Below are 19,812 nucleotides of genomic sequence, written 5' to 3' on the forward strand. Positions count from 1 at the left end.
GCTGAATCCGCGTGGCTGCCGGATGCGCCCTGCGACAGCGCGCCGATCCGAGTGACACTGCGATCGCGTGGCGGTACCGTCTTGAGGTCTGCCGAAGTGTCCGTCCGCAGAGGCGACCGCGACCCCGGCAGCCCACGAGGCCCTCCGTCCGCCGCCTGACACCCTCTTGCCTACCTGAAATTCACCGCCTCAGTGGTAGCCCGATCGTGCCTTCGTGCGAGGCTGCACAGGCGTGAAAGCGGCCGCAATGCAGCGGGTCAGTGAAGCTGGTCTGCGTGAACACCTGCGCCGGCGAGCCGGCATTGAATAGGAACAAACTTAGATGTCGAAGAAACTGACAATTGCCGCCGTGGTGCTCGTCGTGGGTGCGACGTTCGCGTCGGCCCACACCACGTTTGAAGCCGCAGAGGCCCAGGTAGGCGCGAGCCACAAAGCCGTGCTTCGCGTGCCGCATGGTTGCGAGGGAGCCGACTAATGTGGTGCGCGTCCAGATTCCCGAGGGCGTCATCGCCGTGAAACCGATGCCGAAGCCGGGATGGATTCTTGAAAAGGTCAACGGAACCTACGCGAAATCCTACGACTATCACGGCACCCCGGTGAAGGAAGGCGTGAAGGAAGTGCTGTGGAAGGGCGGCAGCCTAGGTGACGACGAATACGACGAGTTCGTGGTCCGCGTCTACCTGACCCCGGACCTGCCGGTAGGCCAGATGCTCTACTTCCCGACCGTGCAGGAATGCCCCGAAGGTGCAGTCGAACGGTGGATCGAGATTCCCGCCGAAGGTCAGACCGGTGACGATCTCGAATTTCCGGCACCTGGGATAAAGCTGCTCGAGAAAATGGAGGGCCACTGAACCGTCGTGTCTTGGAGGCGCGCTGCCCGGCGCGCGTCCGTTTTTATTGTGGAGGCATTGCCATGATTGTCGCACCAAGGATGCGCGTAAACGAACGACGGTCGCGCCGGACGCGCATCCTGGCAATTCCGATGCTCGCCCTTTCCGCCTGGCTCTGGCTTTCTGTGGTTGCCTTCGCGCATGCATCATTGGTCGAATCCAACCCGGCCGGCGATGTCGTCCTTGCGGAAGCCCCTCCGACGTTCTCCTTGACGTTCAGCGAGCCGGCCGCGCCGCTTTCCCTCAGACTGGTCGAGCCGGACGGTTCGACCACCAGCCTCGAACGTTTCGTGCTGCGCGACCGAACGGTGGAAATCCAGCTTCCGTCAGGTCTGTTCCGGGGAACACACGTGCTGAGCTGGCGCGTGGTCTCCGAAGATGGCCATCCTGTCGGCGGCTCCGTAGTGTTTTCCGTCGGAGCTCCGAGCACGACGCCTGCCGAAACCACGGAAAGTATCGATGGGGAGGTCCGTACAGCCATCTGGTTGGCTAAGATCGCCCTCTATCTCGGCCTCTTTCTCGGAATCGGCGGGTCGTTCGCCGTGACGTGGCTTGGACGAAGCGAGCGCTCCGGATCCTTTACAGTTCTTGTACTTCTCGGAGTCGGGATGGTCGGAACGCCGCTTTGTGCGGGACTCCAAGGCATTGATGCGCTCGACGCTCCATTCCGGGGCCTCTTGGACATGGAGGTCTGGCAAGCTGGAATGAGCACGAGTTTTGGTCGGACCTCTGTGGTTGCCGCTTTTGCCTTGGTGAGCGCGACCGGCGCGCTTGTCGCGAAAGGCGGCGGGCGCCTGCTTTCGTTGACCGCACTTGCGGGAACGGGTTTCGCGCTCGCGCTGAGCGGCCACGCCAGCGCCGCGGACCCGCAATGGCTGACGCGGCCGATGGTCTTCCTGCACGGGGTCGGAATTGCCTCCTGGACAGGTGCGCTTATCCCGCTTGGGCTGGCGCTCGCACGCCGCACGCCAGAGTCCGGCGACATGCTTCGCCGGTTCTCCCGAACGATCCCGCTGATTTTCTCCGTTCTGATCGTGGCTGGCATCGTATTGACCGTGGTCCAAGTGCGAAAACCGGCAGCATTGACAGGGACCGCATATGGAGAGCTCCTCCTTGTAAAATTGGCCGTGATCTTCCTGCTATTCACGTTGGCCGCGGTCAATCGTTTTCGGCTGACGGAGCCGGCAGCACGCCGGGACCCCATGACAACGTGGCGTCTTGCCGGGTCTATCGGCGTCGAAACGATGGCGATCGTCTTGGTATTCGGAGTGGCCGCGGCATGGCGGTTCACGCCGCCGCCGCGCGCGCTTGTGGGCGCCGCTGTCGAGCCAGCGGCCATCCATCTCCACTCCGCTCGAGCCCTCGCGAACGTGCAGCTCTCGCCCGGACGCGCTGGGCAGTTTGCGGGATCAATCGAAGTGTTCGGCAAGGATGGGCAGGTTCTCAGGCCCAAGGAGGTGACGCTCGTTCTTTCAAACCCGACATCCGGAATCCACGCGATGCGGCGATCGGCCCGGCGGACCGGAGAAGCGAGCTGGCGCGTCGATGGCATCGCTGTCCCCTCGCCTGGCACGTGGCATGTGCGGCTCAACATCCTGGTTTCCGACTTCGAGCTCGTGAAGCTCGAAGGCAAGGCCGAAATCCGCCCGTGAGCACCAGCCGAGTGGGTTTTGGCATTCGTCCGGTCACTGAGCGATTTGACGATCGAGCAACAGCTATGGATGACCGTTTGCGCGGACAAAAAGACGGACGGCCGCCACTTCTGCCAAAGAACGAAAGCGAATGTCGCGACCGGCGCCTGAAACCAGGCCGTCCCCAGGCGATGGGGCAGGGCGCCGCCGATCCGGCAAGCAATACCAGTCAAGGAACAGCACATGACCGAAATCAACCTCGACAACACAGTCGCAGCGATCGCAGCGGAGCTGCCCGGAGCCGCGGAACTCTTCCGCCGCCATGACATCAGCTTCTGTTGCGGCGGCAATCTTCCCCTCTCGGAAGCCGCCGTCAAGGCCGGACTCGCGCCGTCAGAACTCCTTCGGAACTGATTGCGCTCAGGGAGGCGGCAAACAGAGACGCACCGAAAGAGACTGCGCACCTCATCGCTCATCTACTTGACCGGTATCATCAGACGCACCGCGCGGAACTCGCCTGGCTCATTCCACTTGCCCAGAAGGTGGAGCGGGTGCACGGAGACCATCCGTCAGCGCCCATCGGACTTTCGCAGGTGCTGGATCGGCTACGGGACGAACTCGAAAGTCACATGTTGAAGGAAGAGCAAGTCCTCTTCCCAATGATGCAGCGGGGCGGGAGCCCGATGATCGCCCATCCCATCGCTCAGATGCGCCATGAGCACGACGACGAGGTGGAGCATCTGCGGACAATCGAGCATGTGACCCATGGGCTTTCATTGCCGCCGGGCGCCTGCGGCTCTTGGACTGCGCTCCATACGGGGCTGCGAAAATTCGTCGACGATCTGGTGATGCACATGCATCTCGAGAACGCAGTGCTGTTTCCGCGCTTCGAAACTCAATCGCAGTCGGCCGGTTGACACAAACCGTTGCGATGCATTGGAGGTCGCTCTGGCAGGCGCCATACCGCCCACTGTTCTTTCTGGCGGGCCTATGGGCGCTTATCGTGCCGATGGTCTGGCTGCTTCCGGAAGAAATCGCGCCGGAGAGGGTCGCGTGGCACAGCCGCGAGTTGCTGTTCGGCATGGGTGGCGCTGCCGCAGGGGGCTATCTCCTTACAGCTCTCCAAGCCTGGACAAAAAAGGGCCCGATACGGCCGGTCCTCACCGTCATCGCCACCTGCCTTTGGTGCGCCGCCCGTCTCACCGCGGCCCTCTCGGGTCATTTGCCGCTTGTCGCTGCCGCGATCGGGGCGTCCGCCTACTTCGCGTTCCTGACAGCGATATTGGCGCACGGCGTGGTATCCTCCCGAGCCTGGCACCGTTTCTGGGCGCCGCTCGCCTCGGCTGCTCTTGGCTTGAGCGCATTTCTCTTCCTCGGAAGCCCGACTCCGAAGGACACGACACCGCTGTTGTATATTGTGCTGATCGTCCTGATAGCCGGGCGCGCGGTACCCGCCTTCACTCGGCACTGGTTGACCCGGACGGGGCAGAGGAGTTCCTTTTGCGACCGCTCAACGCTTTCCTATCTGGCGATCGCGGGCATTCTCGCCGCCACTTGGCTCGGCGCTGCCCGCCAAGACATGTTGTCAGGGCTCCTGCTGATCTTCGCGGGCGCTCTGCTGCTGTGGCAGATGAACGGGTGGCAAAGTCTCAGCACCCGCCGATATCCGGCGCTGTTCATTCTGCACGTCGCGTTCGCATGGACGCCGGCGGCGCTCGTTCTGGGCGGTCTTGCCGGAATCTCCGGGCAGGTCCCGCCCGCTGCCCGACTGCACGCGCTACAATGGGTGCGATGGGTACGATGATCGCCGCGTTCATGATGTGGCCGGCCATGGTTCGCGCCGGAGAGACCCTGATCCTCGGCCGGACCATGGCCATCGGGTTCTCGCTCGTGTCGCTCTCGGCCCTGGTGCGAATTTCCGGCGGCTGGATTAATGACGACTATTTCGATCCCGTGGTCGCTGCCGCAATCTGCTGGATGAAGGGGTGGGCGCTCTTCCTGGTAGCGTATGTCCCGGCCATGAACAGGTCTGTTCCGAGGCCGGTGTTCAGCGCCACTATCGGCAATCCGGTCGAGCACAGCGCTACAGGATCAACTCGCGGGTTATAGCGGAAACGATTTCCGCATTGGGCTTAATCAAGCCAATCACCACTCCCGTCACAAATGGCAACAAGGGTCGATTTTTCACGTTAGCGGCGCTGCAGAAGCGTCGTAGGTGACCCTGAACGTTCATTCCGCCTTCTCGTGCTGGCTTAGAGGTCGGCGCCTGATGCTTGTACGGCGGCGGAGGGCAGCCGATGAGCGAGATAGTCGCGCAACTGGCGAAGCGCATCTTCGCGCGTGAGGCCCGCCGACTGCAGACCGAGGCGCAGCCAAAGCCCGTCGATCAGCGCGGTAACGCCAAGAACAACGGCCTCGCATTCGTCCTCCGGCAGGAGGTGTAGCAGCGCCGACATGAGATTCGATCGCATCCGCGCATGAATTACTTTTTGAATTCGCGCTAGCTGCGGGTCGCGCGGCACCTCGGCACAGAGAGATAGCCAAGCATGGCAGATCGACGGCCGGAAGAAGCGCTCCTCGAAGTTGCCTTCTATGATTGCTTCCAGTCTTTCGAACGGGGTGGTGGCGCGATTCAGGCGGGCCACCACGGCATCCTTCAACGCGGCGTTCGCCTCTCGCATCGCATGCTCGAACAACTCCTGCTTGTTGGAGAAGTAATGGAGGACAATGCCTTTCGATGCGCCTGCTTGAGCGGCTACCTTCTCCAGCGTTGCCCCGGCCAGGCCTTCACGCTGCAGGACTTCGAATGCGGCCCGTCTGAGCTCACGTTTCCGGATATCGCTGATCTTGATCAGTCTCATTTGCATGCCCTCACTTTCGTTCACATTTGACAAACTTTCCGAAAAGATCAATAACTGACCCATGGGTCAATAAAATGACCAGATGGACAAAGGGGGATACGATGAAGCAATCTCTGAAAGCCGGTGCTGCGGCGCTTGCCCTCATGGCCATTGTCGCTCCGGCGTTTGCCGGAGAACCGGAAAGCTGCAAAACCGTGCGCATGGCTGAGCCAGGATGGAACGATCTTGCCTTTACCACCGGGGTGGGTCTGACCTTGCTGAAGACGATGGGCTACGAGGCCAAGAGCCAGCTTCTCGGTATCGACGTCATCTACACCAGCCTGAAGAGCAAGGACCTCGACGTCTTTCTCGGCTATTGGGACCCTGCCATGGTCGCCTACTACAAGCCGTACAAAGACGATGGCTCGGTCGAGACGGTGCGGACCAATCTTGAGGGTGCCAAATACACCTTCGCCGTTCCCACTTACGTCTGGGAAGCTGGTGTCAGGGACTTTTCCGACCTGCAAAAGTTTGCCGATAAATTCGAACGAAAGCTCTACGGCATCGAGCCCGGCTCGAACCAACTGATGCTCGACGCGATCAAGGACCCTGCCCTCGGCCTAGGGGATTGGGAAGTGGTGGAGTCGAGCGAGCAGGGCATGCTCTCGGAAGTGGTCCGCCGGACACGCGACAAGTCGTTCATCGTTTTCCAGGGTTGGGCCCCGCACCCGATGAACACCGTCTTCGACATGAAGTATCTGACCGGCGGTGACAAGTTCTATGGCCCGAATTTCGGTGCGGCAACGGTTTCCACTCAGGTGCGCAAGGGCTACCTGCAGGAGTGTCCCAACGTCGCGAAGCTTTTGAACAATCTCGTCTTTGATGTCGATTACGAGAACCGTGGCATGTCCTACATCATGAACGATGGATTGGAACCGGAAGAAGCCGCTCTGAAATCGATCAAAGACGAGCCAAAGCGGCTGGAAACCTGGCTGGCCGGGGTGTCGACGTTCGACGGTCAACCGGGTCTTAGCGCGGTGAAAGCCGCGCTCGGCCTCTGATGTGCAGCATCGAGGATGAATGGCATCGTCGCAAGCGGCGCGTCGAATTGCCAGGGGGAAGGCCCATCGCTTTCGTCGATAGCGGCGGAAGCGGGCCACCGCTTCTGCTGCTGCATGGCTATTCTGACACCAGCCGCAGCTTTGCCGCGCTTGAGCCCTTTCTCGCCGGCTACCGTCTGATCGTTCCCGATCTTCCCGGACACGGCGCATCGGCTATGGGCGACGGCATGCGCGTCAGTGATTTTGCCGCAAGCATTGACCGGTTTCTGGCAGTCTTGGGCCTCTCGCAGCTTGCTATCGTCGGCCATTCGATGGGCGCCATGACAGCGATCGAGCTTTCCGCTCGGCGTCGGAATGACGTGAGCGCGCTCGTGCTTCTGTCTGCAAGCCTGCGGCCAGATTTCGGCAGCAGGAGCCTGCTTTCGCGCGGGATCCGCGCCCTTCGCGACCCCATCGACCCCGCGGGGCATTTTCTCCGGGACTGGTACTCCTGCAGCCGGCCCGTCGAGCCCGACTTTCTCTCGAAGATGAAAAGGGACGCAGCGGCAATGCCGGCGGCCGTTTGGCACGGCATCTTGGAGGGCTTCGCCGAAACCGATCTCCGGCGCACCGCGATGCGGGTCACCGCGCCGGTGCTCTGTATCGGTGGTTCGGCTGATCCGCTCTTTGGCAGCCCGCATCGCGAGGCACTTGGCCACGCCTTCCCCTCAGTGCGATCGATGACACTTGACGGGTATGGACATAATCCGCACTGGGAAGACCCGCAGAGAGTATCAGCGCTTATCCTGTCGTTTCTTGCGGAAGCAAGAATGGTCTAGCCGCGACCATCCGAGCTCCGGCACAAAGCGCAACGGGTGCAATGCTCAGGTGCTATCGTCGGACGTCTGCAGAGCGGACAAAGCGGCCATTGCCGTTCAACACCGAGAGGCCGCCAGCGGGCTGTCGCGGGCAACCATTGCTTCAGCAGCGCTATCGAAACGAGCCGTCGGCCCCCTTGGATACATGGGCAGGGCCGGCACGACCCATTTCTTGCTGTTTCGCCGCCATTGGTTGTTTGAGGGCACGAAACGGGTGGCTGCGCTGTCTCCCGACCTTAAGATAGCCAGTACGCAACCTTCAGGAGAGCACGTCATGGAACTCAAAAGAAAGTCGATCATCATAACTGGGGCAAGCAGTGGGATTGGCGCAGCGGCGGCTTTGCTGTTCGCAGCCGAAGGGGCAGGCCAATATAGTCCTTGGCGCGCGCCGATCGGCCGAGTTGGAAACCCTTGCTGGACAAATCAATCATAGCAATGGCAGGGCCGTATTCCTTTCCGGCGATGTAAAGGATGAAGATTACGCCAATGCTCTCGTCGATCTCGCCATGAAAGAGTTCGGTCGGCTGGACGGCGCATTCAACAATGCCGGTGTCGTGGGAGAGATGGGGCCGGTCGCCGATATGGGTCTCGGTAATTGGAACGATGTCATTGCGGTCAATCTGACAAGCGCTTTCCTGGCTGCGAAGGCCCAGATACCGGTCATGAAGAAACGAGGGCAGGGCTCGATTGTCTTCACGTCTCAAAGGAGATTGCGCAGGCAGCCCTTTTCCTACTTTCCGACCGGTCGACCTTCATGACGGGAAGCCCGATGATCGTGGATGGCGGCATGTCCGTTCGGCTGACCTAGATGCCGCAGGCACGTCCTCCGAGTGGCTATGGTGGCCGTTCGGGAGGAGGCGCAAATGGGAGCAGCATATCCTTCCTGGCTTGATGCCTCGCCAACCATTTCAACCCGCAAACCGAGGGGCACAAGAAACAGATAACCGTCGAGGCGAACGGCAGCAGACCGCTCGCACCGGAAATCCCGGCCGATATCAACGAGCGGCAGCAAAGGGTTGAGACTTCACCTTCATCAGAGCGTGCGCTAAACGGTCTGGAGAAGCTCGCTCGGACGGCGCAAAACCAGCGCATTCCCGTTCTGTGCTCAAAACATCGTGTGATGCATAGCCTTTGCCGGCGTTTCTTTGTCGAACCGCTTCACATGTCGACCGGTTAGCTGCTGCTAAAAAAATAAATGTATAAATTAGATAATTCTTTCATTGTTTGGAAACTATCGCGTCCCAATTTGGGGACAGCGAGGCGACGCATCATCTCGTCCCACCTGCCATGACGGCGGCGGCTTTCGCTGCGCGAGTTCCTCGCATCATCAATAAAACACCGCTGCCCTGGCCCACATAGACGAGCCGATCTCGCTGCTGCCTGCGGCGGGTGACGAACCGACGTGGGCGAGCGGCATTGACGGGAGCGGTCACAGCTGGCTCCGCCGAGCGAGGAGGAAATAGCATGAAGGCAATAGCATTTGGATTTGGTTCAGACGCCAAGGCCGTCCTGGCTGCGATGAACAAGTCGCAAGCGATCATCGAATTCGACATGACCGGTAAGATATTGGCGGCCAATGCCAATTTCTGTCGCGCCCTGGGCTACGAGGCGTCGGAGATCATCGGCCAACATCACCGCATGTTCGTCGATCCGGCAGAAGCTTCGTCCCAAGAGTATCGCGATTTCTGGGCAAGGCTTGATCGCGGTGAGTTCGATCGGCGCCAGTACAAGCGCATCGGCAAGGGCGGCAAAGAGGTCTGGATCGAAGCCTCCTACAATCCGGTCTTTAGAGGCGGCAAGCCGTACAAGGTCGTCAAATTCGCGATCGACGTCACGGCGCAGAAGCTGAAGAGTGCCGAGGATACCGGCAAGCTCGACGCGCTTTCGCGCGCCCAGGCCATGATCGAGTTCACCCCGAACGGCGAGATCCTGACGGCGAACGAGAACTTCCTCTCGGCGCTCGGCTATCAGCTCACGGAAATCCAGGGCCGCCATCATTCGATGTTCTGCGACAGCACCTATACGAGCAGCGAGGATTATCGCCGCTTCTGGCAGCGCCTGTCGGGCGGCGAATTCGTAGCGGACGAATTCATGCGCATCGGCAAAGGCGGGAAAAAAGTCTATATCCAGGCATCCTACAATCCCATTTTCGACATGAACGGCAAGGTCTTCAAGGTCGTCAAATTCGCGACGGACGTCACCGCTCGGGTGAACAATGTCGACCAGCTCGCAACCGCCCTGAACAAGCTCTCCGACGGCGACCTGACGCAGAACCTGAGCACCCAGTTCATACCCACGCTGGAAAAGCTCCGTGTCGACTTCAATGCCGCGATGGAGAAGCTGCGAACGGCGATGCAGACGGTGGCAGAGAATGCGGATGCAATCTCCGCCGGCTCGCAGCAGGTTCGCTCGGCCTCCGACGATCTCTCCAGACGGACAGAGCAGCAAGCCGCATCGGTGGAAGAGACGGCCGCCGCCCTCGAAGAGATCACCACCACGGTGACTGATACCAGTCGCCGCGCGGAAGAAGCGGGCGCGCTTGTCCTCAAGACGCGTGAAAATGCCGAGCATTCCGGCGCGGTCGTGCGCAGCGCCATTGAGGCCATGGGCAAGATCGAAAACTCGTCGTCGGAGATCTCCAACATCATCGGCGTCATCGACGAGATCGCTTTCCAGACCAATCTCTTGGCCCTCAATGCCGGCGTCGAGGCTGCGCGTGCGGGCGATGCCGGCAAGGGCTTCGCCGTCGTCGCCCAGGAGGTGCGCGAACTTGCCCAACGCTCCGCCAAGGCCGCCAAGGAGATCAAGGAGCTGATCACCGATTCAAACGCGCACGTGAAGAATGGCGTGGCGCTGGTTGGAGAAACGGGCACCGTACTCAACACCATCGTGTCGCAGGTCCAACAGGTGAACGGCAACGTCGAGGCGATCGTTGAAGCCGCCAGGGAGCAGGCAACCGGCATCAAGGAGATCAATCAGGCGGTCAACACCATGGATCAGGGTACGCAGCAGAATGCGGCCATGGTCGAAGAATCGACGGCGGCCGCCCATAATCTTGCCAGAGAGGCCGAGTCGCTTTTCCGGCTGCTGGGCCAATTCAATGTCGGAAGCGGCACGGCCGCGCGTCAGACGCGGATTACCGAGGCAACCGCCGCCTCGAAGCCCGTCACATCCCCGGCGCGGGCCATGGCAACCAAGGTGGCTGCAGCCTTCCACGGCAATGCTGCGGTTGCGGCTGACAATTGGGAGTCGTTTTGATGATTGAACCAATCTCCACGGTCGGGGACACGAGGCGATGCCCTCGAGATCATCGTCTCCTCCCCGACTTTCCACGTTAGGACGCACTGTTGGGGCGAATGACGACTCTAGCGGGAAGATCACCTCTGTAATTACGGCCACGGGCGAGTAACGTGGCTGTCCAGTGGGAGGTCCTGTAATCCTGCGACCTGCGGCATCGGGGTTTCTGGCGGCTCGCAGACGGAATGATCCAGCCGTCGACGCCCTCCCACCCCGGGGCCGTTTGTTCACAGGAGCTATACTCAAGGTAGCGAGTTAAATCCGCATTACTCGCAGATGTATTCCGTTTGTGATCTTCCGGGCGCAAACCTCAGCGGAAGTCAACTGAGCCACACGATTCACTCATTCTTCATTTGGGCATTGCTACTATAAGTGTTGACAACTTGAAGATGCGCGCCATTTCGTGTGAAACTTGCCGCACCAACGATAAGCTCTTGTGTCGCCAAAAGACTTCCTTCCAGAAGAGGGCCTGTTTGAAGCGCCATGAAGAAAACGCAGGCAATGCCATCGACCCATTCCGCGCACTTCGACGATGCGCTCGGTGTCGTTCTCGATGCTTTCACGCAGCCCCTAATCGTCAAGGACGCACATTCTCGCTTTCGCTTCCTGAATGAGGCCGCGTGCGGACTGTTCGGGAGCTCCCTCGGCGAACTGGCCGGGCGGACGGATCACGCCATCTTGCCGCGGGCGGAAGCGGATCGTATCCGCGAACTGGACAAACTGGTCCTGGCCAGCGGCGCGGAAATCTCAACCGAGGGGAAAATCACCGCGGCGGACGGAAAGCGTAAGGCATCTTCAGACGCAGAGGCGTTGTGCCGAATTGGGCAAAGGCGCCGCGAAAGAAAAGATCATCGTGGCAACGATGCTGGATATCGCTGCGCATCGCACCGGCGACGCCATCAACAGCGGGTGCGGCACTCTCCGAGACGATGGCCGAAGGGCGCTGCAAGCCATTCAGGAGAGCGAGGCGCGTTTCCGTGCAATTGCCGACGACGCACCGGTGATGATCTGGGTCACCGATGAAAATGGCGCGGCCACGTACCATAGCCGCCTTTGGCTTGAAACAACCGGACAGTTGCCGGAAGAAGCCCAAGGCGCCGGATGGACCGAGGCCATTCTTTGGCAGCCCGCATCGCGAGGCACTTGCACAGGCATTCCCCTCAGTGCGATCCATCACGCTCGAGGGATATGGACATAATCCGCATTGGGAAGACCCGCAGAGAGTTTCAGTACTTATGCTGTCGTTTCTTGCGGAAGCAAGAGTGGTCTAGCCGCGGCTATCATAGCTCCGGCACAAAGCGCAACGGGTACAATGCTCAGATGCTATCGTCGGGCGTCTGCAGAGCGTACTTTTTTGTCATTCGGTACGTGAATCCCGATGTCTGCAAGGGGTCGGAAGCGGTGTCCGCAAGCTATTCGGCCGGCACACCAACTTCGACGGGATCAGGCACAGTCGCACTGAAGATGTCCATGATGTTGCGGCGCTTGGTCGGAAACTTGTCGCCAAGCTTCTCAGCCTTCATCTCGACAACTTCCTTGAGCTGCGCGGCCTTTGGTTTCAGGCCTTCCTCAATGGCCTTTATCCGGGCTTCCATTGCATCCAGGTTTGCAGACGCTTCCGCACCACCAGTGTTTGCAGCAGTCGCCTTGGGCTTCGGGCGCAGCGCTTTATTATTGATGGTGCGTTTGGCAGGTGTTGCAGCTTTCTCGTCTGCCACAGGTTCTGCCTTGACCGGAGCTGCCTCCGCCGCCGCGGCCGTCAAGGGCTTCTCCTCCTTTGCTGGCGCCGGCGCGGGAATTTCGACGGAAGGATCTCCCCCCTTGGCATATTCTGGAGTTGTCGCCGGCACGGGCTTCGGTGCCAGATAATCGACTTCCGGCACTTGCGGAATGTTGGCCTGAGAAAACGCCTCGGCAGATTTGAACGGCTGCGTTTGGAAGAACCGGAGCTTCTCCCCAAAAATCGGCCGTTGTCCTTCGATGAGCAGGATCATCTTATTCTCCGGCATTTGCCGGACCTCTTGCGGCATCATCAGATCGCGTTCGCGAATCTGCTCCACCTTCGTGCGGCGAGGCAGGCCCATCAGTTCGATGGTGCGGGATTCCGACTGGTAGCGGATGGTGCGTTTTCCGAGCGCGCGGGATGCGTACTCGGCTGTGGCCTGGTCGTTGGCACCGAGGACGAGCTGATAGCCACAATTGCCGAGCAGGGAATGCCGGGAGGTTTCGCCGTAGATCTCGTCGAGGTTTTTCAGATCCTGGATGATGAAGGCGAGCTTGATGTTATAGCCGGCCACATAGGGCAGCTTGGTCATGATCTCGTCCATCCGCTTCAACTGCCGGAATTCGTCGAGCAGGAAGTAGACGGGGAGGGAATTGGGATCGTGCTCGAGCGTGAGGATATCCATCACCTGCTGCACAAACAGGGTGAGGAGAGGGCGCAGCAGGGTGATGTCGGTGATGTTCGGCGCCAGGTAGATCGAGATCGGCCGGCGCTTCATTGCGCGAAGATCCATGTCGGTGACATTGGTCGCGGCAACGATCCGCTCATTTTTGAAAGGCCGCATCGCCTTTTGAATGTCCAAGAGAGCAGACGCGGCGGCGCGTTCCGATAGGGCGATGTAGGAATTGAAGCTCTCGACTGTGAACTTCGAAAGGTAGGGCTCTTTTTCCTTGATGTATTTCATGAGCGCCTGGAGATCGACGCCGCTGTTAAAAAAGGAATTGACCTCGGCGAGGTTGCGCCGGTTTTTGTAGAAGGGGCTTTCCGTGATGTAGCTGATCGCGCCGGCAAGGACCTGTTGCGCGGTCGCTTGCCAGACGGAATTTTCTGATCCCGTGTTCTCGGGCACAAGAATGCTGGCGATGTTTTGAATGTCGGTGGTGCGATTGCCGCGCTCGGGCCGGATAAAGTCCAGCGGGTTATAGCTGTTGGTCTTTTCGGAGCCGGGCGCGAATAGGAAGACTTGGCTGCCATTCTGACGGCGATAGCCCGCCGTCGCCTTGAACACTTCGCCCTTGAGATCGGTGACGATCATCGATCCTTCGTGCATCAGCGCATTGGGGATCACATAGCCAGCGCCCTTACCAGAGCGTGTCGGGCCGATGATCAGATGATGCCGATCGTCCTTGGTGCGGAGAATGTTCCGTCCGATCCGGCCGAAGATATGACCCTGTTTGCGGAACCATTTCCCGCGCCGAAGCGAAGCTATGTCCTGAAACGCGGCATCCCCCAATGGGCTGCTCGTCGGCTTCAGTCCGATGTATGCGACGAGGCACGCCACCAGCAGCGCCGGCAGCATCGAGCCGAGCGCGACCTTCTGCAGGGCAGGACTCGTTTTGTAGTGCCAGAACTGTTGAATCGGAGCGAAGGGATTGCTCGTGATCGTCGTTTCGAGGATCCGACCGTCCTTATAGAAGAGCTGAAGCCCCAGGCCGTACCCGAGCATCCAGACAACGAACGCGATCCCGACGCAAAAGAGCAGGTAGAACGCCTGGAGCTGCTTCGTCATGACTCATCCCGGGCGAAGAAGATCTCAGAGACGCCGCGCTTGCCGCCTTCACGGCGGAGCTGGATGACGATCGGGATGACCATCTGGATATAGGACATCAGATCCTGCTTCGAAAAACCCGCCGACATGCCGGCTTGCTGCATCATCATGGCGAGCTGTTCATAAGCGCCCATCGGCGTATCGGCGTGAACCGTCGACATGCTGCCGGGGTGGCCGGTGTTGATTGCCCGCAGGAAGGAAAAAGCCTCTGCACCCCGAATTTCGCCGACGAACAGGCGATCCGGCCGCATGCGCAGTGATGACTCGAGCAGGCTTTGAATGGTCACGTCCGCCGTGCCCTGGTCACCCTTCGATGCGATCAAGTGAACGGCATTTGCTTGCGGCGGGAAGAGCTCTCGCGTGTCCTCGAGCGTGATAATCCGTTCATGCGGATCGACGCTCTTCAGGCAGGCATTGAGGAAGGTCGTTTTGCCGGAGGAAGTGCCGCCACTGATCAGGATAGAGACCCGTTTGGTGATGGCGGTATGGATGAAATCGTAAATCCGATTGGCGCGCAGATGCCCTATCAGCTCGCGATCGATGTCGCTGAGGCCGCCGACGGCGACAGAGACCTCATCGAGCGATCCGTTGTCGCGATACTCCTCGAGCGTGAAGTTATTGACGACCTGCTTGCGGATCGAGATCGAGCCACCTTCGGGTGCCGCCGGCGGCAAGACGATCTGGATGCGCTCGCCGGTCGGAAGCGCGGCACTGAGGATAGGCTTCGAGCGACTGATGAATTGGTTCGTCGCAGCCGCAACACGCTCGCCGATGTTCTGAATTTCATCGCCCGTCAGGGCGTCGATGAGCTGATGCTTCATATGATCGGCGCCAAACCGTTCCACATAGACATGGCCCGGTTTGTTGACGGCGATTTCCACCACCCTCGGATCGTCAAGAAATTCCCTGATCGGTTCGAGAGCGCGGTTGAGGAAGTAATGGGGATCGGGTCTGATCGTCGTGGTGTTATCTGCGGCGACGTTCACGTTGAATCTCCTTCATCGCTTCGGTGACCGGATCGTCGTACATGGCGCTGAAATCGAGGTCCTGGCGCACGTAGACAAAGATCCGCTCGCCCTGGCTGACGCTGATCGTGGGAGGAATACGAAGGTTCTCACTCAAGGCTTGGTTCGCCATATCCGAGAACGTCTCGGCGATCGTTTCGCGGGCCAGTTCCTCGCCGCGTTGTGCCTCGCTGTTGTTGTCGCCAAACGCCTCGTCGCTTCCGTAGCCGGTCAGGAAGCTGGCACCTGCGCCGACGACCGAAAGCATGATCGCGGAGCCGAACCGCTCGCGCCACTTGTTATCGACATGACCGGTCAAGCCCGAGCGCCCCAAGCTATCCGTGCCGATGGAGTTGAGGCGAACCGACACGCCATCATCGCGAATGAGGCGGGTCCAAATAACAAAGATCCGCTTTTGCCCGCGGGTGACCTCGGACTGGTATTCGCCAATAAGGCGCGTTCCGGTCGGGATGAGGACGCGCCTCCCGTCGAAGGAATAGACGTCCTGCGACGTGATGGCTCGAATCTGGCCGGGGAGATCGCTGTTGATCGCGGTCTCGAGGATACCGGGGATCAACGTTCCTTCCGGTATCATGGCGTCGATGCGTTCGATTTGCCGCGCCTTTGCGCTCCGATCGGCGAGACTCGAGGCCGCGGCCAGGTACTTGCTGTTGCGGTCTTCGCCAGCAACGCTGAGCCCGGAATCGTCCTCGCCTGGAAAACCCCCATTGCCGTTGCCATTCTCCTTCTGATCAAGCGAGATCAGGCCCGACTTATAGCGTTCGGGAAACTCTTCGACGGGCGCAGCCTCAGGCGGTGTCTCGATGATCTCTGGCGGAGGCGGGACATTGAATTGGGTCGTATCGACGGGTGTTTCTTGAATCGGCTCAGGAGGTGGCGGCAGGTTAATTACTGCTGGTTCTATTTCTGGCTTCGGCTCTTCCTGTTCACGGACGAAGGACGGCGGCCGAAAGGTCGTCGTCTGAAACTCTTCGTCGCTATCCGCGACGTCACGCGGCTTTTCTCGTGCCGTGGCAAGCACGAAATAGGCGGCGACGGCGCCCCCCAGAAGTAGGGCAGCCATGCCGATGGTGTGATTCCGTCCAGCGTTTCTGTTGCTGACGGCCGTCTCATCGGCCGCCGTCATGGCCTCAAGTTCAGGGCTGCGCTTCATTAATTGCCGCTCCTCCTACGTTTCGTCGCCTTGGTGTCAGGAGCCGGACCGAGAATGGCAGGATCCGGAGCGCCGAAGTCGGGCTTGCGAAGGTTAAAGATGCAGGTCCACTGATTGCCCTCGCGCAGCGTGTATTGCGTCGCGACACCATCGACGACGATGTATTCGCCCTCCTTCCGGAAATTGCGCAGCGTCTCGGAAAAGTCGGCCTGGACGGCAAAAATCGCCGGGACCCGGCTGCCGAATTTGAAGAAGGTCTTTTTCCCGTCGTCGAAGATCACCAAGGGCTTCAACGCCGGGTCACCGGAAAACGAATAGTCGATGTTGACGTTGGCCTTATCGAGATTCGACATGTTCGGGTTTGCCGCCCTGAACTCGGCCTCCTTGCGGAGCGCGGCATTTAGATCCTTCTCCGGATAGACGAAGCGGATCCCGAACACCTGCTTGCCGTCGGACGGAGCATGGTCGTTGAGCTCGAGGAAATAGATCCTCTTGCTGGTCACGATATTCATGTTGGTGGCGACGTTCTTTGCAATCGGCTTCACGAACAGAATGTTGCCCTTCTCGGAAGGGGCAACCTGCCAACTGTCAGTGTCGCCAAGCGAGATCGTTTCGAACTTTTCGTCCTCATCAAAGATAATCATGGTGGAGATGCCGTAGGTGGCAGAGACCTTCACCACGTTATTGGACTGATAGACGACGCTCGTAACACGCGCGTCGAGCGAGCCCGGGCGAGGAGCCTGCGCAGCATAGGCGTGAGCCATCATCCCGGCCGCGCAGGCCGTGGAAAGCAGGAGGCGTTTGATCATTCCTCACCCCCGGCCGTAACCGATTCTTGATCGCGACGGTAGTTGTAGACCTGGAAGCCCAAGGGGTTCTCAAAGCGCCATTCGTTGGTCGCCGGCGTGTCCGTATAGCGATAGCGAACGACCGAAATGTAGTGACGGACGATCGAATCCGTGTCCGATTTTTCGGTCGTGGAAAAACGGACCAAGGCCGTGCTCGCATTGGAGAAGGTCACGGACTTGATGTCGACCGTGACCTTCTTGTTCTTGCCGAGGACCTTTGCGGGATTGCTGGGATTTGCGGCGCTGTAAAGCTCCTGCAGCTCGCGGGCCGCATCATCAGTGGAGAGCAGGGCGGCGATGCCGAAATTCTGCTCAATCGCGAAGGGGTCGTAGCCTTCGCGAGATCGGATATAGCGCACGACGTTCGCCTGGGTGACCGCCTGTTGGTCGGTCAGCTTGGCGGACCTGGTTAGGCCGGTCTTCACCTCCATATAGCCGGTATTCTTATCAACCTCGACGATGTACGGCTCGAAGCTCTTCAGCGGAACGAGCATCACCAATGCCGTCAGGGACAGCAGGGTAATCGCGCCGAATATCATGGTGACGAACCATGCGATCGAGCGCGATCGCTTGGCTTTTTTGACGATCTCCTGTTCCCAACGATCGCCGTCCTGAAAGTAGCTCCGAAGAGCTGCGTCATTCGTTTCTGCCATTCGTTCTAGCCTTACATCTAGCCCTTAATTTCGCGCCTCAGCGAGGCATGCTGTTGCTGCTAATGCGGTTCTGCATCGCCTCAGCAGCGGCGTTGCGAATGTTGGTTCTCATGCCTTCCTGGGTGCGTGCCCTGGCTTGCATCCCGGCGTTGCCAATTGACCCCGCCAGCCGTTGTCCGCCGGACAGGGCGGACATTGGTCCCGATATGCCTGCAAATCTGCCGACGGCGCGCGCTACATTGCCGATGCCGGCGGCCACGCCACCGGTAATGCCCTGCGCGAGAACCTGAATGTTGAAGAGGACAAATGCGCCTGCGGCGCAGAGGAGCAGGAAAGCCGAAATGTCGCTAAGCTGAAGTTCCCGTTGGTTTGCAGCGCTCGTGACCTTTGTCAGTTCCGGGTCCATGGCTGAGATCAGGAATGCAGCCACGACGTAGACGAATAGCGGGATTAGCGCATACATCAGCACCTGCTGGAACCAGGCGACGCCCATGCCTCTTGTCTGTTGGAAGAGCATGCAGCCGATGAAGATAGGTGCGGTCCCGATCAGCACCCACATCATCACCTTGGCAAGGAGCAGGATCGCCAGAGCCACTGCAATGAAAACCGCCACTGCAAGCATGATCAGAAAACCGATCATGGACGGCAGCACCGCAAAATAACCGGACTGTTCTGCGAAGGCAGAAGCAGCCTCGTTTGCCGTTTTCCAGATCATCGAAAGGCCGTTTGTCGGCTCTGTGATGCCTGTCCCGGTGGCGGTAAGGATCGCCCGGCCGACGTCCTCTGGCGTGTTATTCAGCCAGGAATAGAAAAGAGTATTGAAGTAGTCCCACTCTCTGACCAGCGCCAGAATGATCAACATCCGGGCGACGCGACCAATGATCTCGCTGACGCTGACGCGGGCCGTTCCCATGAAAAGCTGGAGGCCGTAGTAGCCCACATATGCAATGAACATGATGGTGAGCAGCGGCACGATCTCATCGCCGACAATCCCGTAGGCCCGGGAAGAAAAATTCGCGCCGGTCTGTTCAATTCTGTCCAGCAGATCGCCTAGAAAATCGTGCATCGTTGCAAATTGTCCCTATTCAGCCGCCATCGCCTCAATCGCAGCGAAGGCCGCCGCTGCGTCACCGTTGACGCTCATCATCGGGCCGCATTCATGGCGAGGATCCGGCACGTAAGACGTCAGGTTGGCAGGTCTCTTGCAGGGGGCGGTCTTCTCCTTCGCCGCTGTACCGCAGCCTGCCAGGCCGGCTGCGATCAGGACGAGAAACAGAACCTTTGCGGTCGTGGTGTTTTTACTGGTCACTGTAGGTGAGCGCCTTCTTCGAGTTGGAAATGTCCGTCAGGCGCCGCTGGTTATCGGCCTGTAGCGAAGACACGGCGCCGTTCATGACGCCGATCAGTTCGTTGATCGTCAGGCCTGCCTGGACCTGAAGCTGTGTGTTCTGATCGATCGAGCCCTTGATGTCCTTGGCCCGGCCGATGTTTGCACCCGCCTGCTCGAAAGAGGTGCGGCGCGTTTGGACTGCCTGCTGCGACCCGGTAACGAGCGCCGCGACACCCAGAACGGTGTTGACCATCTCTTCATACGACTTGTCGCCCGAAAACGAGCTGCCCGCCTGCCCGGACAGGTTCTTCACCAGTTGCAGGCCGTTGATGAAGGTCGTTGCGACCTTGGCAACATCGCCGCCCATGCTTCCGAAGTTCGGAACACCGCCAGACATCAGGCTATCGAAGGACGGCATTTGAGAGACGCTGAAGCCATTGCCGACGGCAAGGTTCTGCATCTGATTGGCGTCGCTACCGCGATGGCCAGTGACCGCCTCTAGGGTCTCCTGCACCGTTTTCAGGACTTCCTTGTTGGTGCCGAGAATTTCATCGGTCGTTGTCGATGTCCTCTGGGCAATCTCAAGATTGGCAGCGTCGATGACCGGGACTTGCGCGAAAGCTGTGGACGCAAGGGCCACCGAACACGTCGTCAAAATCAAACGTCTCATGGCAGT

The 19,812-nt window shown here is 59.6% G+C and carries 14 protein-coding genes and 5 pseudogenes; 10 read left to right on the forward strand and 9 right to left on the reverse strand.

Translation table 11 applies throughout. The features are described 5' to 3' along the window. Window positions 1–322: 322 nt before the first annotated feature. From SS05631_RS27855 to SS05631_RS27870, 4 genes and pseudogenes are all read left to right on the forward strand, one after another. Window positions 323–851, forward strand: a pseudogene (locus SS05631_RS27855) (YcnI family protein). 62 nt (window positions 852–913) lie between these two features. Next, complete coding sequence (locus SS05631_RS27860; protein WP_037425356.1) at window positions 914–2,542, forward strand: copper resistance CopC/CopD family protein; 1,629 nt, start codon at window positions 914–916, stop codon at window positions 2,540–2,542. A 222-nt stretch (window positions 2,543–2,764) separates the two neighbouring features. Continuing rightward, a pseudogene (ric, locus tag SS05631_RS27865) lies at window positions 2,765–3,438 on the forward strand (iron-sulfur cluster repair di-iron protein). A 14-nt stretch (window positions 3,439–3,452) separates the two neighbouring features. Continuing rightward, window positions 3,453–4,630 (forward strand): annotated as a pseudogene (locus tag SS05631_RS27870) (NnrS family protein). A 143-nt stretch (window positions 4,631–4,773) separates the two neighbouring features. On the opposite strand, the gene betI reads toward SS05631_RS27870, so the two are convergent. Next, entirely contained in the window at window positions 4,774–5,382 is a 609-nt protein-coding gene (gene betI, locus SS05631_RS27875) for a transcriptional regulator BetI (protein ID WP_037425419.1), read from the reverse strand. Window positions 5,383–5,483: 101 nt separating this feature from the next. Between betI and SS05631_RS27880 the strand changes: the two genes are divergently transcribed. From SS05631_RS27880 to SS05631_RS32250, 6 genes and pseudogenes are all read left to right on the forward strand, one after another. Next, window positions 5,484–6,422: a choline ABC transporter substrate-binding protein gene (locus SS05631_RS27880; RefSeq protein WP_037425359.1), complete on the forward strand. Its 939-nt coding sequence runs from the start codon at window positions 5,484–5,486 to the stop codon at window positions 6,420–6,422. Next, window positions 6,422–7,240, forward strand: a complete 819-nt coding sequence (locus tag SS05631_RS27885) for an alpha/beta hydrolase (protein WP_037425362.1) — start codon at window positions 6,422–6,424, stop codon at window positions 7,238–7,240. The genes SS05631_RS27880 and SS05631_RS27885 overlap by 1 nt, the downstream gene beginning before the upstream one ends. A 313-nt stretch (window positions 7,241–7,553) precedes the next feature. Next, window positions 7,554–8,087 (forward strand): annotated as a pseudogene (locus SS05631_RS27890) (SDR family oxidoreductase). A 656-nt stretch (window positions 8,088–8,743) separates the two neighbouring features. Continuing rightward, a complete protein-coding gene (locus tag SS05631_RS27895; protein ID WP_037425368.1) occupies window positions 8,744–10,537 on the forward strand; it encodes a PAS domain-containing methyl-accepting chemotaxis protein in 1,794 nt (597 codons plus the stop codon). 540 nt (window positions 10,538–11,077) lie between these two features. Continuing rightward, window positions 11,078–11,326 (forward strand): annotated as a pseudogene (locus tag SS05631_RS32245) (PAS domain-containing protein); the annotation flags it as partial. A gap of 70 nt (window positions 11,327–11,396) precedes the next feature. Continuing rightward, a complete protein-coding gene (locus tag SS05631_RS32250) occupies window positions 11,397–11,774 on the forward strand; it encodes a PAS domain S-box protein (protein ID WP_245369188.1) in 378 nt (125 codons plus the stop codon). 214 nt (window positions 11,775–11,988) lie between these two features. Here the strand turns inward: SS05631_RS32250 and SS05631_RS27905 are convergent, their stop codons facing one another. The 8 genes from SS05631_RS27905 to SS05631_RS27940 are packed head-to-tail and all read right to left on the reverse strand — an operon-like array spanning window position 11,989 to window position 19,806. Further along, window positions 11,989–14,088 (reverse strand): type IV secretory system conjugative DNA transfer family protein, encoded by a 2,100-nt coding sequence (locus tag SS05631_RS27905; protein WP_037425374.1) that lies wholly within the window; start codon window positions 14,086–14,088, stop codon window positions 11,989–11,991. After that, entirely contained in the window at window positions 14,085–15,113 is a 1,029-nt protein-coding gene (gene virB11, locus SS05631_RS27910) for a P-type DNA transfer ATPase VirB11 (protein ID WP_037425377.1), read from the reverse strand. Before virB11 ends, SS05631_RS27905 begins: the two co-directional genes overlap by 4 nt. Continuing rightward, entirely contained in the window at window positions 15,094–16,305 is a 1,212-nt protein-coding gene (virB10, locus tag SS05631_RS27915; protein WP_037425380.1) for a type IV secretion system protein VirB10, read from the reverse strand. Before virB10 ends, virB11 begins: the two co-directional genes overlap by 20 nt. Then, window positions 16,305–17,114: a TrbG/VirB9 family P-type conjugative transfer protein gene (locus SS05631_RS27920; protein WP_037425383.1), complete on the reverse strand. Its 810-nt coding sequence runs from the start codon at window positions 17,112–17,114 to the stop codon at window positions 16,305–16,307. The genes virB10 and SS05631_RS27920 overlap by 1 nt, the downstream gene beginning before the upstream one ends. Further along, entirely contained in the window at window positions 17,111–17,806 is a 696-nt protein-coding gene (locus SS05631_RS27925) for a type IV secretion system protein (protein ID WP_037425386.1), read from the reverse strand. The genes SS05631_RS27920 and SS05631_RS27925 overlap by 4 nt, the downstream gene beginning before the upstream one ends. A gap of 37 nt (window positions 17,807–17,843) precedes the next feature. Further along, window positions 17,844–18,872: a type IV secretion system protein gene (locus tag SS05631_RS27930; protein ID WP_037425388.1), complete on the reverse strand. Its 1,029-nt coding sequence runs from the start codon at window positions 18,870–18,872 to the stop codon at window positions 17,844–17,846. A 15-nt stretch (window positions 18,873–18,887) separates the two neighbouring features. Next, entirely contained in the window at window positions 18,888–19,115 is a 228-nt protein-coding gene (locus SS05631_RS27935; protein ID WP_037425391.1) for a hypothetical protein, read from the reverse strand. Beyond that, the gene (locus SS05631_RS27940; RefSeq protein ID WP_037425394.1) at window positions 19,105–19,806 is read right to left on the reverse strand and encodes a type IV secretion system protein; all 702 of its coding nucleotides are present in this window, start codon (window positions 19,804–19,806) and stop codon (window positions 19,105–19,107) included. Before SS05631_RS27940 ends, SS05631_RS27935 begins: the two co-directional genes overlap by 11 nt. Between the last annotated feature and the right edge of the window lie 6 nt (window positions 19,807–19,812).

Source organism: Sinorhizobium sp. CCBAU 05631 (assembly GCF_002288505.1).
Taxonomy (GTDB): domain Bacteria; phylum Pseudomonadota; class Alphaproteobacteria; order Rhizobiales; family Rhizobiaceae; genus Sinorhizobium; species Sinorhizobium fredii_C.

Bases quoted from the DNA above. Each gene is read 5' to 3' on its own strand.
- SS05631_RS27905 (WP_037425374.1), bottom strand. From the start codon at position 14,088: ATGACGAAGCAGCTCCAGGCGTTCTACCTGCTCTTTTGCGTCGGGATC.
- SS05631_RS27920 (WP_037425383.1), bottom strand. From the start codon at position 17,114: ATGATCAAACGCCTCCTGCTTTCCACGGCCTGCGCGGCCGGGATGATG.
- SS05631_RS27940 (WP_037425394.1), bottom strand. From the start codon at position 19,806: ATGAGACGTTTGATTTTGACGACGTGTTCGGTGGCCCTTGCGTCCACA.
- SS05631_RS27860 (WP_037425356.1), top strand. From the start codon at position 914: ATGATTGTCGCACCAAGGATGCGCGTAAACGAACGACGGTCGCGCCGG.
- SS05631_RS27925 (WP_037425386.1), bottom strand. From the start codon at position 17,806: ATGGCAGAAACGAATGACGCAGCTCTTCGGAGCTACTTTCAGGACGGC.
- SS05631_RS27880 (WP_037425359.1), top strand. From the start codon at position 5,484: ATGAAGCAATCTCTGAAAGCCGGTGCTGCGGCGCTTGCCCTCATGGCC.
- SS05631_RS27885 (WP_037425362.1), top strand. From the start codon at position 6,422: ATGTGCAGCATCGAGGATGAATGGCATCGTCGCAAGCGGCGCGTCGAA.
- betI (WP_037425419.1), bottom strand. From the start codon at position 5,382: ATGAGACTGATCAAGATCAGCGATATCCGGAAACGTGAGCTCAGACGG.
- virB10 (WP_037425380.1), bottom strand. From the start codon at position 16,305: ATGAAGCGCAGCCCTGAACTTGAGGCCATGACGGCGGCCGATGAGACG.
- SS05631_RS27930 (WP_037425388.1), bottom strand. From the start codon at position 18,872: ATGCACGATTTTCTAGGCGATCTGCTGGACAGAATTGAACAGACCGGC.
- SS05631_RS27895 (WP_037425368.1), top strand. From the start codon at position 8,744: ATGAAGGCAATAGCATTTGGATTTGGTTCAGACGCCAAGGCCGTCCTG.